This is a genomic window from Stenotrophomonas maltophilia, from assembly GCF_003970865.1.
GTDB lineage: Bacteria > Pseudomonadota > Gammaproteobacteria > Xanthomonadales > Xanthomonadaceae > Stenotrophomonas > Stenotrophomonas maltophilia_AR.
In genome coordinates, this window is record NZ_RXLZ01000035.1 from 36,625 (window position 1) to 52,045 (window position 15,421).

Below are 15,421 nucleotides of genomic sequence, written 5' to 3' on the forward strand. Positions count from 1 at the left end.
CCACCGGGTGCTCAACGGGTGCCGTACAGCACCACGGTCTTGCCGCGGGCATGCAGCAGGCCGTCGGTCTGCAGTTTCTTCAGCACGCGGCCAGCCATTTCGCGTGAGCAACCCACCAGGCGTGCCAGTTCCTGGCGCGAGACGCGCAGCTGGCTGCCCTGCGGATGGCTCATGGCCTCCGGCTCCTGCGCCAGGTCGTGCAGGGTGCGCACGATCCGGTCGGTAACGTCCAGGAATGCCAGGCGGCTGGCCTTGCGGCTGGTGTCGAGCAGGCGCTTGGAGATCTGCTGGCCCAGCGCGTACAGCAGGCGCGGGGCATCGGCCGACAGCGGGCCGAGGAACAGCTGGTGCAGGCGCTCGTAGCTGATTTCGGCCAGCTCACAGGCGGTACGGGTCCTCAGGATCACCTCGCGGCGGTCCGATTCAACGAACAGGCCCATCTCGCCGACGAACTCGCCGGCACCGAAGTAGCCCAGCACCAGCTCGCGATCGTCATCTTCCTCGGCCATGATCGAAACCGAGCCGCTGATGACGTAATACAGGGTTCCCGCCGGGTCCCCGGGTCGGAAGACGTCGGTACGGGTGGGGTATCGCCGCCTGTGGCTGTGCGCCAGGAAACGATCGATTGTGGCGATATCCAGGGCCAGTGGACTGCTAGCTAGGCGCACGGTTGACACGATAGGAGCGCTCCCTCTGCGCATGAACGGATTCACGGGGTCGATAGCGGAGCTTAACCAGCGCAATTGTTAAGGGCAAACAGTGTGCCAGATGTGAGCGCTCTTCACGTTCCCCCCGGGGACAGTTTGCCCCATAATTCCCCCTTTCCCTTCTTACACAGGAATCGACCGCCGTGGTCAAGCCGTTGCCTCGCCTGAGGCTGCAGGGTTTCAACAACCTCACCAAGGCGCTGAGCTTCAACATCTATGACGTGTGTTACGCGCGCACCGAAGAGGAGCGTCAGCGTTACATTGAATACATCGATGAAGAGTACAACGCCGACAGGCTGACTCAAATCTTGACCGATGTCGCCGAGATCATCGGCGCCAACATCCTGAACGTGGCCCGCCAGGACTACGACCCGCAGGGTGCCTCGGTGACCATCCTGATCTCCGAAGAACCGGTGATCGACAAGAAGCAGGCCGGCAAGGAGCTGATCTCCGACGCCGTGGTCGCGCACATGGACAAGTCGCACATCACCGTGCACACCTATCCGGAAACGCACCCGCAGGAAGGTATCGCCACCTTCCGCGCCGACATCGACGTGGCCACCTGCGGCGTCATTTCGCCGTTGAAGGCGTTGAACTACCTGATCGAAAGCCTCGAGTCGGACATCGTGATCATGGACTACCGCGTCCGTGGCTTCACCCGCGATGTGAAGGGCAAGAAGCACTACATCGATCACAAGATCAACTCGATCCAGAACTTCCTGGCCAAGAACATCAAGTCGCGTTACGAGATGTTCGACGTCAACGTCTACCAGGAAAACATCTTCCACACGAAGATGCACCTGAAGGACTTCGACCTGGACCAGTACCTGTTCGAGGAAAAGGCCAAGAACCTGTCGTTCAAGGAACGCATGAAGATCGAAGCGCTGCTCAAGCGCGAGATCGAAGAGCTGTTCCACGGCCGCAACCTGTCCGAGTAAGCCCCGTGTGCGATGCCCGCAGGCATCGCCACCCTGGCGGGACGACCCGCCCCGCGGAGCTGGCGTCGCGCAGGCGGCATGGTTCCACGGTGATGTACCGACTCACGGCCCGGTGTGAAAACACCGGGCCGTTTCGTTTTTCTCAAAAAAGGTAAGGAGCCCCCACCCATGCCCTGGATCTACCTGCTGCTGGCCGGCCTGTTCGAGATCGGTTTCGCCCTCGGAATGAAGTACTCCGAAGGCTTCAGCAAACCCCTTCCCACCGCTGCCACGGTCGTTTCCGCGCTGATCAGCCTGTACCTGATGAGCCAGGCGATGAAGAGCATCCCGGTCGGCACGGCCTACGCGATCTGGACCGGTATCGGCGCCATGGGCGTGGCGGTGCTGGGCATCTACCTGTTCAACGACAGCGCATCGCCGGCCCGCCTGGCCTGCGTGGGCCTGATCGTGGCCGGTGTGATCGGCCTGAAGCTGGTCTCGCCGAACTGATTGATGGCCCGACCAACGATCGGGCCCCACCGTCTGATTCGGTAGTGCCGGCCGCTGGCCGGCTACCTTCTGATCTTCAGCAGTACCTGCGTGGTTGCCGGCCAGCGGCCGGCACTACCTGGCGGTCACAGCCGGTAGGCGATGGTCTTCATCACCTTGGAGGCCAGCGCCATCGCGCCCGGAATCGGGAACGGCAGGCGGCGTGCGCCGGCCTGCTCGGCGTGCTCCGCATGGCGGGCCTCGTCTTCCTTCATCACCTGGATGACCGCGCGGCTGCGCAGGTCGCCGGCCGGCAGGTCGACCAGGTGCTCGTCCAGGTGCGCCTCCACCTGGCGCTCGGTCTCGACCACGAAGCCCAGGTTCCAGCCATCGCCCCGCAGCCCGGCCAGGGTGCCGATGGTGTAGCTGCCGGCATACCACAGCGGATTGAACAGGCTCGGACGGCTGTCCAGCTCGCCCAGGCGGGTGGCGCACCAGGCCAGGTGGTCGGTTTCTTCCTGGGCCGCTTCCAGCAGGTGTTCACGCGTGGCCGGGTCGCGGGCCACGGCGGCCTGGCCGAAGTACAGGCCCTGCGCGCACACCTCGCCAACATGGTTGATCCGCATCAGGCCGGCCGCGTGGCGGCGTTCGGTACTGTCCATGCCCGGCTCGTCGGTGTCCGCAGCCGGGTAGGGGCGGGCCGCCGGCGGGTTGCCGAACACCGTGTCCAGGGCGCGCTGCGCCTCGGTCAGCAGGTGGTCCAGCGGGGTGATCTGGCGGAGCACGGTCATGGCGGTACACGGTGGGGCGGAAGACCCCGCGATTCTCGCCCGGCCCCGTCCCCCTGCCAACCCGGTCAGGGGCCGGCTTGCAACGGGGGTCTGACCTGCGTACAATCTCGCCTCTTACGCTTCACCTTTTCACAACGCGTGGCAGAGTTCCGGCGAGCCTTTCGCCGCAATGAGCCCGACCTAACCTAGAGTTCTTCATGAGCACTTTCACTGCCAAGAACGAGACCGTCCAGCGCGACTGGTACCTCGTCGACGCCGAGGGCAAGACCCTGGGCCGTCTCGCCACCGAGCTGGCCCGCCGTCTGCGCGGCAAGCACAAGCCGGTCTACACCCCGCACGTTGATACCGGCGACTACCTGGTCGTCATCAATGCAGAAAAGATTGCCGTCACCGGCAAGAAGCTGCAGGACAAGATGTATCACCGTTTCACCGGTTACATCGGCAACCTGAAGACCGAATCCCTGGCACAGGCGCTGGAGCGCCACCCGGAGCGCGTGATCGAGATCGCCGTGAAGGGCATGCTGCCGAAGGGCCCGCTGGGTCGCCAGATGTACCGCAAGCTCAAGGTCTACGCCGGCACTGAGCATCCGCACGCCGCACAGCAGCCGCAGGTTCTGGATATCTAATCATGGCTATCACTCAAAACTACGGCACTGGCCGCCGCAAGTCCTCCACCGCTCGCGTGTTCCTGCGCAAGGGTTCGGGCAACATCACCGTCAACGGCCGTCCGCTGGACGAGTTCTTCGGTCGTGAGACTGCGCGCATGATCGTGCGCCAGCCGCTCGAGCTGACCAAGAACACCGAAAGCTTCGACATCCTGGTCACCGCCGCTGGCGGCGGCACCACCGGCCAGGCCGGTGCGATCCGTCTGGGCATCGCCCGTGCTCTGGTCGAGTACGACGAAACCCTGAAGTCCGAGCTGCGCAAGGCTGGCTTCATGACCCGTGACGCCCGTGAAGTCGAGCGTAAGAAGGTCGGCCTGCACAAGGCCCGCCGCGCCACCCAGTTCTCCAAGCGCTGATTTACCGCGCCTGGTTGGGCTCCTTCGGGAGCCCGCTGGATGGAAAAGCAAAAGCCCGGCTTCGGCCGGGCTTTTGTCGTTCTGGGGTCGTGGATTTCCTGGTTGCCGGCCAGCGGCCGGCACTACCCGTGGTCCGCATACCTGACCCCGACCCCGGTTTCTATCTGGAGGAGAGCCCCCTTGTTGTTCAAGGGGGCGCGCCGACAGGCGCGGGGATAAGGTGGAATGCGCGACCAAATTAAAAGCAAAAGGCCAGATCTTTCGATCTGGCCTTTTGCTTTTAATTTGGCTGCCCCGGATGGATTCGAACCACCGAATGCCTGAGTCAGAGTCAGGTGCCTTACCGCTTGGCGACGGGGCAAAACGTGTAACTATTTTCTCACTTTTCACACTGAAAAACAACTTGATTTTCAGTGTGGTGGCTATGGGTGGACTCGAACCACCGACCCCAGCATTATGAGTGCTGTGCTCTAACCGGCTGAGCTACATAGCCTTGGTGAGCCCGCTATTCTGCGGATGTGTATCGCCCCTGTCAACACTTTTGTATCGTGCTTGTGGGCCGACAGGCGGCATGGGATAGTCCCAACCAGTAGATTTTTTAGGAGTCCGCATCGTGATCGATCCGGACGGCTATCGACCGAACGTCGGCATTGTGCTGATGCGGCAGGACGGCCAGGTGTTCTGGGCACGACGTGTGCGCCGGGACGGCTGGCAGTTCCCGCAGGGTGGCATGAATACCGACGAGACGCCTGTCGAGGCCATGTATCGTGAACTGCAGGAAGAGACCGGCCTGCTGCCTGAGCACGTGGAAGTGCTCGGGGCAACGCCCGGCTGGCTGCGCTACAAGCTGCCGGCGCGGGCCATCCGCCGCAATGAACGGCAGGTCTGCATCGGCCAGAAGCAGGTCTGGTTCCTGCTGCGCCTGACCGGCGACGAATCGCATGTGCAGCTGGACCATACCGATTCGCCCGAGTTCGACCACTGGCGTTGGGTGGACTTCTGGTACCCGGTGGAGCACGTGGTGATGTTCAAGCGTGGCGTCTACGCGCGCGCGCTGCGACATCTGGCGCCGTTGGCGCGCGGGGTGGCCGGGCAGGGCGTCACCGCCATGCCCAAGAGCGCTGCGGAGGCCTGGATGCCGGGTCACGCGGCCGGCCACGACAGACCCCGCAAGCGCACGCCCAAGCGCGGTGGCTACTGGCCGCGCAAGGCCAAGGGTGAGCCGGGGGCGGTGTGATGCGGAGCCCGCGCAGACTGCGGGCCGATCCCTCACAACGCGCCCCCGGGTGTTTCCAGCAGGTCTTGGCTGTCCGGCTGGCAGTCTGCCCTGGATGGCGATGGGCGCTTGCCCTGCTGTATTCCATCGCACTCTGAACCGTATCGAGAATGGTTCAGGTCTCTGATTGACAACCATTCTCGTTTCCATTGGAATAGCCAACAGGCCACTCTTGGCCTGTCAGCCCGGTTCACGCCTGTGTACGTCTGCATCTGCAACGGAGTCACCGACCACCAGATCCGCGAAGCCGCCAGCCATGGCGTCAGCACGGTGGCCGAACTGACCATGCGTACCGGTTGTGGTGCCACCTGCGGTTCCTGCCTGGACATGGCCGGCGATCTGCTGGCCAAGGCGCGTGCCACCCACGATCTGCCGCTGCCGGTCCTCGGTCTGGCCCAGGTCGCCTGATCGTCTCTTTCGCGGCGCGTTGACGCCGCGCTTTCGCATTCTTCACGCGTGGCCGCACAGGCCAATGCGCACGATTCGCGTTCCTTCACGGCCGCACGCAAGGCGTTAAAGTGCCTGCGTTTTCAGCGTGCAGGAGCACCCCCATGAAGGGCGACACCAAGGTCATCGAATTCCTCAACAAGGTCCTCTACAACGAGCTGACCGCGATCAACCAGTACTTCCTGCACGCCAAGATGCTGAAGAACTGGGGCATCAAGGAGTTGGCCGAACACGAGTACAAGGAATCGATCGACGAGATGAAGCATGCCGACATGCTCGCCGACCGCATCCTGTTCCTCGAAGGCCTGCCGAACTTCCAGGCGCTGGGCAAGCTGCGCATCGGCGAGAACCCGACCGAGATCCTGCAGTGCGACCTGTCGCTGGAACGCGACGGCGTGGTGACCCTGCGCGAGGCCGTGGCCTATTCCGATTCGGTCGGTGACTACGTCAGCCGCCAGCTGTTCGTGAAGATCCTCGACTCGGAAGAAGAACACATCGACTGGCTGGAAACCCAGCTCGACCTGATCGAGCGCATCGGCGAGCCGAAGTACCTGCTCAGCAAGCTGGAAGAGTGACGTAGGGTCGAGCGTGCTCGACTGTGACCAGCATGGCGATGGTCGAGCAAACTCGACGCTACCGATGCTGTGCCAGGTAGCCCGTCAGCGCCACGCGCGCACGGGCGAATTCGGCCACCAGCAGCGCCACCGCCACTGCGGGGCGCTGCAGGCTGCCACTCCGGGCTTCGTGCTCGATCCGCTGCGCGATTGCCGACAGCGACAAGGCCCCCACGTTCGCGCTTGATGATTTCAGGCTGTGCGCGACCGCCTGCAGGCGAGGTTCGTCGCCGCTCTGCGCGGCCTGCTGCAGCTGCTGCACCATCGCCGGTGCATCCTCCAGGAACACCGAGACGATCTGGAGGGCGGTTTCGCCGATCACCGCGTGCAGTTCGTCCAGCACATCACGGTCCAGCACCGGTTGCGGCTTGGAGCTGACTCGGCTGTCATCGTCCTGTAGAGCCGAGCCATGCTCGGCTGATGGAGCGCGACTGCTATTGGCCGTCAGCCGAGCATGGCTCGGCTCTACAGAAGGCCGTGCAGGTGATGCAGCTCTACCGTCCCCCCAGCGCCTCAACAGCGCATGCAAGGTGGCACGTGCGATCGGCTTGGACAGGTAGTCGTCCATGCCGGCCTGCAGGCAGCGCTCGCGGTCACCGGCCATGGCGTTGGCCGTCATCGCGATGATCGGCAGCCGCGTGCGCCCGCTTTCCGTTTCCTCCGCACGCCAGTGGCGCGTGGCGGCGTAGCCGTCCAGCACCGGCATCTGGCAATCCATCAGCACCACGTCCACGCCGCCTTCGCGAAGGGCGGCCAGCGCCTGCTCGCCATCGGCGGCGTTGCACACCTCGCACTGGAACACGCGCAGCAGATGCTCGGCCACCATCCGGTTGACCGTGTTGTCTTCCACCAGCAGCACGCGCAGGTGCAGTGGCGGTAGCGCCGGTGCGGGCAAGCCGTCTTCGGCATTGGCCAGCAGGGCGGCAGGGCGGGCAGGCGTGGCAGGCGCCGCCAGCAGTGCATGCAGGGCTGCATCATCGAAATGCGGGGGCAGCTGGCGTTGGCGCGCGCGTTGCGCAGGCGCGTCTTCCTGCAGCCACAGCACCTGCAGTGCATCATCGTCGCCGCGCTCGGCCAGTGCCTGCTGCAGCGTGACCTCGCCGTTGCGGCGCGTGCGGGAATCGACCAGCAGCCACGCTGGTGCCGGTTGCCCTGGCCGTGGCATCGCGCGCAGGCGTTCGACCACAACGTCCAGCTGGCTCAGCATCTGTACCAGCAGCCCATGGTGGGCGGCGATGCGCTCGATGCGTGCCTGCAGCGTTGCATCGGCGCTGAACAACAGCAGCGCTGCGGGCGCGCGCGCCATTGCAGGCAGGTCGCCGGGTACCTTCAGCAGCGGGATCTCGAACCAGAACGTTGCGCCCTGGCCGGGCGTGGACTGCACGCCGATATGCCCGTGCATCAGGTCGATGATGCGCTTGCAGATGGCCAGGCCCAGGCCGGTGCCACCGTAGATGCGCGTGGTCGAGGCATCGGCCTGGCTGAAGGACTGGAACAGGCGTGCCTGCAGTGCCTCATCGATGCCGATGCCGGTGTCGATGATCTCGAAGCGCAGCTGGTGCTGGGCCGCGCCTTCGCCCAGCCGCTGCACGCGCAGCTGCACCTGGCCGCGGGCGGTGAACTTGATCGCATTGGCCAGAAGATTGCTCAGCACCTGGCGCAGGCGTACCGGGTCGCCGCGCACCGGCAGGCGCACCGATGGGTCAAGCTGCAGGGCCAGGGACAGGCCCTTGGCGTCGGCGGCGCGCTGCATCAGCTGCACCACGCCATCGAGCAGGTCGCGCAGGTTGAAGCTGGTGATCTCCAGTTCCAGCGCCTGTGCCTCCAGCCGGGAGTAGTCGAGGATGTCGTCGACGATGCGCAGCAGCTGCTGTGAACTGGCCGAAGCGGTGGCCAGCATCTGCCGCTGGTCCTCGCCCAGCGGGCCGCGCGCGATCAGCTCCAGCATCGGCAGGATGCCGTTGAGTGGCGTGCGGATCTCGTGGCTCATCGTGGCCAGGAACTCGCCCTTGGCCAGCACGGCCGCTTCGGCGGCCTGCTTGGCCTGCAGCAGCTGCTGTTCCAGCTGGCCCTGGCGTTCGGTGGTGTGGCGCAGCTGGTCGCGGTCGGCGGCCAGCGCGCTGTGCTCGCGCTGCAGCTGGGCCAGTGCGCGGCTGCGCGTGCGCAGGCGCAGGCCCAACAGCAGCGCAATGGTGGCCGCGACAAGGGCAACCAGCAGCACGCCCCACAGCGGCACGTCAGAGCACCGCGTTGTGGAAGTCGAAGTTCAGGTCGCTGCCGGCCGACTGCACCATGTTGCCCTGGATGTAATCGACGCCGCCGACCCACATCGCTGCCGCGGCCTGCGGGTCCTCGATCTGCTGGCCGATGATCTGCAGCCCGGCCGCATGCGCCTGTTCGATCGCCTTGCGCAGTTCCTCGCGCGTGGCCGGGTTGGAATGGCTGCTGGAGAAGCGCGCGGCCATGCGCACGAACGACAGCGGCAGCTGGGTCAGCAGTGCATCGGCTTCGCCACTGGGCTCGAACTGGCTCAGGCAGAAGCGCACGCCGGCGCCGGCCATGCGCTGGCAGAACTGCTGCAGCGGCACGGTGTGGATCAGCGCGTCGGGCAGGCGTACGTCGATCACCAGCGCACTGCCGGGCAGGTCACGCTGCTGCAGCGATTCCAGCAGCCAGTCGCCAAAGGCATCGCGCTGCAGGGTGCGCAGCGACTGCGAGACGAACAGGTTCAGCGGCTGCGTTGCGTGCCGGTACAGATCCAGCAGGCCCAGCGCATGGTCCATCACCTGCTGGTCGAGGTCGGCGATGCGGCCTGCCGCTTCGGCGGCCGGAATCACCTGGCCGGCCGCCAGCACCGTGCCATCGGCCTGGCGCAGGCGCAGCAGCAGCTGGTACTGCGCGGTGTTGCCACCGGCGACGGCGACGATCGGCTGATAGGCCAGCTCCAGCTGGCCTTCCAGCAGTGCCAGGTGTTCCTGTTCGGTGACCACCTGGCGGTGCACATGGCCTGCCACGCCGGCGCTCAGCAGGCGTGCCTGCAGGGTGGTGCGCTCGACTGCTTCCAGTGCAGCGTTGGCATCGTCGAAGCCCGGCGACAGCGGCGCGTAACCCACCACGCCGCGCAGGTGCACCGATTCATCGTCGCGGATCACGAAGGCGCGCGCCGAGAGCTGCTCACGCAGGGTCGCGGCGATGCTTTCCAGGCTGTCTTCATCGGTATTGCGGGCCAGCAGCAGGAAGCTGTTGTCGTTCAGGCGTGCCAGCAGGTGTGGATGGCCGGCCTCGGCCAGGCGCTGCCCGGCCTGCACCATCAGGCGCTCGAAGGCGGCGTAGCCATAGCGTTCGCGCAGGCCCAGCGCGCTGGCTACTTCAATGAAGAACACGCCGCCCCGGTCGCGATGGGCGAGGGTGGCATTGAGTTGCTGCAGCACGTGGTGACGCGTCGGCAGGCCGGTTTCCGGATTGCTGGTGGCCGGTGCGCCGGTAGCACCGGGCAGGGTTGCTGCCTGCGCACGTGCGCGACGGATGCGGTTGGCCACGGCGGCGATCAGGTGGCGCGGGCGGATCGGCTTGCTCAGGTAGTCGTCGGCGCCGCTGTCGAGCACTTCGAACTGGCGTTCCGGGTCCGGATCGCCGCTCAGGAACACGATCGGCAGCAACTGCAGGCCAGGCTGCTGGCGGATCAGCGCGGTCAGGCGCATGCCGTCCAGGCCGGGCAGGTGCAGGTCCATCAGGATCAGGTCGGGACGATGTTCCTTGATCGCCTGCAGCGCACCGTCGGCATCACTGTGCACGATGGCCTGCATGCCGGCGCCATGCAGCACGCTCTGTGCAAACAGGGCCTGCGCGCGGTCATCCTCGACGATCAGCACGCGGTAGGGCGAATCGGAGGGCGGCGGCGCCTGGTCGTTGTTGCCAGCCTCGGCCAGCATGGCCGGGCCCGGCAACGGCGGCGGTGCGCTGCCGATCGATGCGGGCGCGTCGGAGGCAGCCAGCGGCGGAACTGCTGCCGGTGCTGCGGCGACGGCGCTCGCCGGTTCAGCGGTCCAGCGTTGCCAATGATCGGCCGGAGGGGTTTCAGCGCGTCCCGGGCGGGCGCCCGCGGGGGATTCGTTTGCGGCCATCGGTGCTCCTGGTGTTCGCGTCCATTATGCGACAAGCCCGGCGATCAACCGGTGCCGGGCTGGCGTGGACTGTCGGGTGACGCGCTGCGTGCCAGCCAGCGCACGCCCTTCCACAGGGTGCGCCAGACCAGCCACACCAGCAGCGCGCCGGCCAGGCTGCAGGCCAGCACCACGATCAGCGCAATCCACGGGTGTGCCAGGGCCAGGGCCAGGCCACCGACCACCACGGTGTCTTCGGCGGCGGAGGCCACCCAGTTGCTGGCAGGCTCGGGCGAGGTATTGAGCAGGGCGCGGGTACCGGCCTTCAGGCCATGGCTGGCCAGGGCGACACCGGCGCCTGCAGCAAGTGCGCCGGTGCCCAGCTGGCCATCCGGCGACAGCGTGGCTGCGGCAAGGAAGGCACCTGCGGGTACGCGTGCCAGGGTCTGCACCAGATCCCACGCCGAGTCGACGCCGGGAATCTTGTCGGCGAAGAATTCGGTCACCGCCAGCGCCGCCGAGGTGCCCAGCACCCACCACGATTCAGTGGCCTGCAGGGCCGGTGGCAGGTCGACCCAGCCGAGCAGGCCGGCCAGGCCGACACCGAACACGGTGAGGTAGACGCGGATGCCGGCCAGCCAGGCCAGCAGGATGCCGATCACGAACAGGTGGGCTTCGGTCATGGCGATGCTCCGGCGACGGAACTGTGCAGGGGACCACACTATCGACGATGGCATGCCTGAACGCCACAGACCGTGGCTCGCCACTGCGCAGGAAACCCACCCGTCCTGTCATACACTAGCCCGTCGTTTGCCACAGGGGCCGTACCGGTGTCGCCCTCGCGATGCCCCGGAATCCACCCATGACCAACCGTCCTCCCATGCGCGTGCAGGTCCGCCTGCCCGGCGCGCCGCAACCGCCGGCCGACCGTCGCCGCCTGCTGGTGATCGGCGGCATCTGGCTGCTCAGCCTGGTGCTGGCCGTGCTGGGTGGCTGCTGGATGGCCACGCCGCGCGATGCACAGGGCCAGCGCCTGCAGGCCGCCGAGAAGCGTGCCGAGACGTTGCAGGTGCAGTTGACCGAACTGCGCCAGAAGCAGGCCACGCTGGAAGCCTCCGATCGCATCAGCCGCGCCGCCAACACCGAGGTGCAGTCCTCGCTGGCCGAGCGCGATGAGGAGATCGCCGGCCTGCGTGCCGACGTTGCCTTCTATGAGCGCCTGGTGGGTTCGACCAGCCAGCGCAAGGGCCTGAACACCCATTCGATCGAGTTCAGCCCGGAAGCGGCCGGTACCTGGCAGTACACCGCCGTGCTGACCCAGAACCTCAACCGCGGTGCCATCAGCCAGGGGCAGATGCGCTTCACCGTGGAAGGCGTCAAGAACGGCAAGCTGGCCACGATCAGCTGGGATGATCTGCACCAGCGCAGCAAGGTACCGGGACAGGATTACTCGTTCCGGTACTTCCAGCAGCTCACCGGCAGCGTGATGCTGCCGGCTGACTTCACCCCGCAACGCGTGCGGGTGACATTGGGGAGTGGTACGGGGGGTACCACCCAGGTATTCGACTGGAAACAGGCCGGTGCGCCGGCCGCCAAAGGGGAGTAGGCAGATGTTCGGAAGCAGCAAATCCAACCGTGAAGGCCAGCTGGTGGTGGATGCCCTGATCGGCAACCAGGTGGTGATCCGCGGTGATGTGGAATTCAGTGGGGGCCTGTATGTGGAAGGCCGCATCCATGGCAAGGTGATCGCCGCCGAAGGCGCCAGTGGCGCGACGCTGACGGTTGCCGAGCATGGCGTGATCGAGGGCGAGATCCGTGCCCAGGTGGTGGTCATCAGCGGCCGCCTGGACGGCGACGTGCACGCCACCGAGAAGGTCGAACTGACCCCGAGCGCGCGGGTCAACGGCAACGTCCACTACCAGGTGGTGGAGATGAATGCGGGTGCCCAGCTGAACGGTCGCCTGATCCATGCCAGCGCCCCGATGGCCGCCCTGCCGGCCCCGGAAGGTGATGAGGCCAATGGCGGCAAGGGTGACACGGCCGCACGCCGCAAGCTGGCCGAGGCGATGGCTTGAAAGCCATCGTCGGCACCCCCATGCTGACACCATGAGCACGCTAGTCTCCCTGCCCGGCGCCACCCCGGTTGCCGCGCCCGATTACCAGTCGCTGGAGCGCCCGCTGAACTTCACCGAGTCGGCGGCCTCCAAGGTCAAATCCCTGATCCAGGAAGAGGGCAACCCCGACCTGGCCCTGCGCGTGTACATCGAAGGTGGTGGCTGTTCGGGCTTCCAGTACGGGTTCGAGTTCGACGAGAACCGTGCCGAGGACGACCTGGCGGTACAGACCAGCGGGGTGACCCTGCTGGTCGACCCGCTGAGCCTGCAGTACCTGATGGGCGCCGAGGTGGACTACACCGAGAGCCTGACCGGTGCCCAGTTCGTGATCCGCAACCCGAACGCGAAGACCACCTGCGGCTGCGGCAGCAGTTTCAGCATGTAGGCGGAGCGCGGGGCCTGCGTCCCGCGCGACAAGGTGTGTGGAGCAAGCTCCACACCCACAGACGGCTTCGGCAAAGCCCGCGGCTTGCCACCCGCATCGATTGGCGGCACGCTTGCCGGATGCCCAATACTTCTTCGCCGCTTTCCGGTTTCGCCTTCGTTGGCGAACCGCTGGAGCGCGCCGATGCCCTGCGCGACGATGCCGATGCACTGGCGCGCCTGTGGCCGGGCGCGCGCATTCTCGTGCTCGATCAGGACGGCAGCGCCTTCACCGGCGATGACGACCAGCCGCTGGCGCTGACCGGCGCCGACATCGGGGGTGGCCCGGGGGCCGCGATCTTCCTCGGCCTGCGTGGCGAACAGGCCTGGTTCTCGGTCGAAGCCGCCAACATCACCGTCAGCGCACCGCGCCGCCTCGACCTGCGCCAGGCCGCTCTGCTGTGGTCGATGGCCGATGCAACCGCCTTCAGCTATGCCCGCGGCATGTCCTACTGGCACTCGCGCACCCGCTTCTGCGGCGTGTGCGGCGGCGCCGTGGCGTTTGCCCGTGGCGGCTTCGTCGGTCGTTGCGCGCAGTGTTCCACCGAGCACTACCCGCGTGTCGATCCCGCCGTGATCGTCGCCGTGGAAAACCAGGGCCGGCTGCTGCTGGGCCGGCAGTCGAACTGGGCGCCGCGGCGTTACTCGGTGCTGGCCGGCTTCGTCGAACCCGGCGAGACCTTCGAGCAGACCGTGGTGCGCGAAGTGCATGAGGAGAGCAAGGTGCGGGTGACCGCCTGCCAGTACCTCGGTTCGCAGCCGTGGCCTTTCCCGGGCGCGCTGATGATCGGTTTCCGTGCACAGGCGCAGGATGACCTGCCGACCGTGGATGGCGAGCTGGAAGATGCGCGCTGGTTCAGTGCCGACGAGGTCGGCGCGGCACTGGCGCGCGATGTGGAGGACGATGGCCAGGGCATCCGCCTGTCGCCGCCGATCTCGATTTCGCGCGGCCTGATCGAACACTGGTACCGCCAGCAGAAGGGCTGAACCCGATCCGCTGCCGGTCCGGTCGTGGCAGCTGTATTGCCGCCACCTGAACACGGCCCGGGTTACAGTCCGGTTCACCGCTAAGGGCGCCGCTGCGACAGGTAAGGTAGCGGCGCCGAGCGTTCTGTTTCGTAGGGAGACCTGCCATGTTCACCACTCTGGCCGCCGTGCTGGTGGCACTGGCCCTGGGCCATGTTGCCCCGGCCGCTGCCGCCTCGCTGCGCCGTTTCGACGGCTTCCGGCGTTGGCTGGGCTGGCTGGATGCGCGGGGTGGCAAGGCCTGGCAGGGACCGGCCGGCGTTGCCTTGGCACTGTTGCCGCCGCTGTTGCTGATGGCGCTGCTGGCGTGGCTGTTGCGCGGGGTGCTGTTCGGCCTGCCGTCGCTGCTGCTGGGCGTGGCGGTGCTGGCGTGGTGCTGGGGCCCGCGCGATCTGGACCGCGATATCGAGGCCATCATCGATGCCGATGACGCGGCGACGCGCCAGGCCGCGGTGCGCAATCTGCAGGCGGCCGGTGGCAGCCTGCGCGAGGACATTCCGTCACTGGTCGAGGCAACCGTGCTCAACGCCTTGCGGCGCTGGTTCGCGGTGCTGTTCTGGTTCCTGCTGCTGGGCCCGGTCGGTGCGCTGGGTTACCGGCTGCTGGCGCTGATGGCGGAAAGCCCGATGCGTGCCCGCGTGCCGGTGGAGCCGCTGGCGCTGGCGCAGCGCCTGCTGGGCTGGATCGAATGGCCGGTGGCGCAGCTGATGGCGTTTTCGATGGCGCTGGTGGGCAACTTCGATACGGCGTGGAAGGCCTGGCGCCAGGCCCATGGCGAGCGCCTGGCCGGCAACATCGGCTTCCTCGGCGCGGTGGCGCGGGCCAGCGTCAACGCCGAACTGCGCGAGGATGCGCACGATTACACCGAGGCGGGATTGTTGCCGGTGTGGCAGCGGCTGCCGGACCTGCGTGATGCGATGAGCCTGGTGTGGCGGATGCTGCTGCTGTGGCTGGCGATCCTCGCCCTGCTGGTGATTGCAGGCTGGGTGACGTAGTTGCTTTGCAGGGCTTGCAGCCCTGCACCTGCAGAGGCAAAGGCCGGAGCAACAGCAACAGCGGCTCTGGATTGTTGATGCTCTGGCGGGGCGGTGTGGGGTTGCAGGACACGCCGTAAACCCGTCCCTGGGGGCTCGATGGCGCCATCCATGGCGCCAACGGTCCTGCAGCCCCACACCGCCCCACCCCCGACAGATTCCGGCGGCTGTTGGTAGGTGTCGACCTTGGTCGACACGGTAGATCCACGCCATGCGTGGATGCAGAGCGAAGCGATCCGCTTCCGCTTTTGATCTTCTCTTTCTTTTCCGTGGTGGACGCGCACGGAAACTGTCCGTGGCCGGGCGGGTGGGCTGCGCAGGGGCGTGAGCCGCATGGGCCCGAGGCATGCCTCGGGCGGGTAGGGCAGGACGCCCAACCCGGGGTTTGCGCGTTGGCCTGGCACGTGCCGACAGACCAGGGCGGCCGGGTTTACAGGGGCGTGTTTTTTTTACCCCTCC

17 protein-coding genes and 2 tRNA genes are annotated in these 15,421 nt (G+C 66.4%); 12 read left to right on the forward strand and 7 right to left on the reverse strand.

The window, feature by feature from the left end; genetic code table 11:
* Positions 1-11: 11 nt before the first annotated feature.
* Complete coding sequence (gene crp / locus EKL94_RS12960; protein ID WP_010482649.1) at positions 12-701, reverse strand: cAMP-activated global transcriptional regulator CRP; 690 nt, start codon at positions 699-701, stop codon at positions 12-14.
* 149 nt (positions 702-850) lie between these two features.
* Here crp and speD point away from each other — a divergent pair, with 149 nt between their 5' ends.
* Positions 851-1,645 carry an adenosylmethionine decarboxylase gene (gene speD / locus EKL94_RS12965; protein ID WP_006473908.1) on the forward strand — a complete coding sequence of 265 codons (795 nt, stop codon included), beginning with the start codon at positions 851-853 and terminating at the stop codon, positions 1,643-1,645.
* Positions 1,646-1,813: 168 nt separating this feature from the next.
* Positions 1,814-2,134, forward strand: a complete 321-nt coding sequence (locus EKL94_RS12970; protein ID WP_005411314.1) for a DMT family transporter — start codon at positions 1,814-1,816, stop codon at positions 2,132-2,134.
* 125 nt (positions 2,135-2,259) lie between these two features.
* On the opposite strand, the gene coq7 is transcribed toward EKL94_RS12970, so the two are convergent.
* Positions 2,260-2,904: a 2-polyprenyl-3-methyl-6-methoxy-1,4-benzoquinone monooxygenase gene (gene coq7 / locus EKL94_RS12975; protein WP_126929402.1), complete on the reverse strand. Its 645-nt coding sequence runs from the start codon at positions 2,902-2,904 to the stop codon at positions 2,260-2,262.
* Positions 2,905-3,101: 197 nt separating this feature from the next.
* On the opposite strand from coq7, the gene rplM reads away from it, so the two are divergent.
* A complete protein-coding gene (rplM, locus tag EKL94_RS12980) occupies positions 3,102-3,530 on the forward strand; it encodes a 50S ribosomal protein L13 (protein ID WP_005414692.1) in 429 nt (142 codons plus the stop codon).
* 2 nt (positions 3,531-3,532) lie between these two features.
* Positions 3,533-3,925, forward strand: coding sequence for a 30S ribosomal protein S9 (gene rpsI / locus EKL94_RS12985; protein WP_005411311.1), 393 nt, complete (start codon positions 3,533-3,535; stop codon positions 3,923-3,925).
* A 286-nt stretch (positions 3,926-4,211) separates the two neighbouring features.
* On the opposite strand, the gene EKL94_RS12990 is transcribed toward rpsI, so the two are convergent.
* Both EKL94_RS12990 and EKL94_RS12995 read right to left on the reverse strand, forming a co-directional pair.
* A tRNA-Gln gene (locus EKL94_RS12990) sits at positions 4,212-4,286 on the reverse strand.
* A gap of 55 nt (positions 4,287-4,341) precedes the next feature.
* Positions 4,342-4,418, reverse strand: a tRNA-Met gene (locus EKL94_RS12995).
* 120 nt (positions 4,419-4,538) lie between these two features.
* On the opposite strand from EKL94_RS12995, the gene EKL94_RS13000 reads away from it, so the two are divergent.
* The 3 genes from EKL94_RS13000 (at position 4,539) to bfr (ending at position 6,223) form a co-directional block, all read left to right on the forward strand.
* Positions 4,539-5,162 carry an RNA pyrophosphohydrolase gene (locus EKL94_RS13000; RefSeq protein ID WP_010482644.1) on the forward strand — a complete coding sequence of 208 codons (624 nt, stop codon included), beginning with the start codon at positions 4,539-4,541 and terminating at the stop codon, positions 5,160-5,162.
* 237 nt (positions 5,163-5,399) lie between these two features.
* Positions 5,400-5,609 (forward strand): (2Fe-2S)-binding protein, encoded by a 210-nt coding sequence (locus EKL94_RS13005; RefSeq protein WP_005411309.1) that lies wholly within the window; start codon positions 5,400-5,402, stop codon positions 5,607-5,609.
* 143 nt (positions 5,610-5,752) lie between these two features.
* Positions 5,753-6,223 (forward strand): bacterioferritin, encoded by a 471-nt coding sequence (gene bfr / locus EKL94_RS13010; RefSeq protein ID WP_005419804.1) that lies wholly within the window; start codon positions 5,753-5,755, stop codon positions 6,221-6,223.
* A gap of 58 nt (positions 6,224-6,281) precedes the next feature.
* Here the strand turns inward: bfr and EKL94_RS13015 are convergent, their stop codons facing one another.
* The 3 genes from EKL94_RS13015 to EKL94_RS13025 are packed head-to-tail and all read right to left on the reverse strand — an operon-like array spanning position 6,282 to position 11,048.
* Complete coding sequence (locus EKL94_RS13015; protein ID WP_126929403.1) at positions 6,282-8,498, reverse strand: ATP-binding protein; 2,217 nt, start codon at positions 8,496-8,498, stop codon at positions 6,282-6,284.
* A gap of 1 nt (position 8,499) precedes the next feature.
* Positions 8,500-10,386, reverse strand: a complete 1,887-nt coding sequence (locus EKL94_RS13020) for an EAL domain-containing protein (protein WP_126929404.1) — start codon at positions 10,384-10,386, stop codon at positions 8,500-8,502.
* Between the two features lie 44 nt (positions 10,387-10,430).
* Complete coding sequence (locus EKL94_RS13025) at positions 10,431-11,048, reverse strand: DUF4126 domain-containing protein (RefSeq protein WP_005411305.1); 618 nt, start codon at positions 11,046-11,048, stop codon at positions 10,431-10,433.
* A gap of 179 nt (positions 11,049-11,227) precedes the next feature.
* Here EKL94_RS13025 and EKL94_RS13030 point away from each other — a divergent pair, with 179 nt between their 5' ends.
* From EKL94_RS13030 to ampE, 5 genes are all read left to right on the forward strand, one after another.
* On the forward strand, positions 11,228-11,971 hold the full coding sequence (locus tag EKL94_RS13030) for a DUF6776 family protein (protein ID WP_032127174.1): 744 nt from the start codon (positions 11,228-11,230) through the stop codon (positions 11,969-11,971).
* A gap of 4 nt (positions 11,972-11,975) precedes the next feature.
* Entirely contained in the window at positions 11,976-12,440 is a 465-nt protein-coding gene (locus EKL94_RS13035) for a bactofilin family protein (protein WP_006398829.1), read from the forward strand.
* Positions 12,441-12,471: 31 nt separating this feature from the next.
* Positions 12,472-12,864 carry an iron-sulfur cluster insertion protein ErpA gene (gene erpA, locus EKL94_RS13040; RefSeq protein WP_126929405.1) on the forward strand — a complete coding sequence of 131 codons (393 nt, stop codon included), beginning with the start codon at positions 12,472-12,474 and terminating at the stop codon, positions 12,862-12,864.
* Between the two features lie 119 nt (positions 12,865-12,983).
* Complete coding sequence (nudC, locus tag EKL94_RS13045) at positions 12,984-13,889, forward strand: NAD(+) diphosphatase (RefSeq protein WP_126929406.1); 906 nt, start codon at positions 12,984-12,986, stop codon at positions 13,887-13,889.
* Between the two features lie 146 nt (positions 13,890-14,035).
* Positions 14,036-14,923, forward strand: coding sequence for a regulatory signaling modulator protein AmpE (ampE, locus tag EKL94_RS13050; protein ID WP_126929407.1), 888 nt, complete (start codon positions 14,036-14,038; stop codon positions 14,921-14,923).
* Positions 14,924-15,421: the final 498 nt, after the last annotated feature.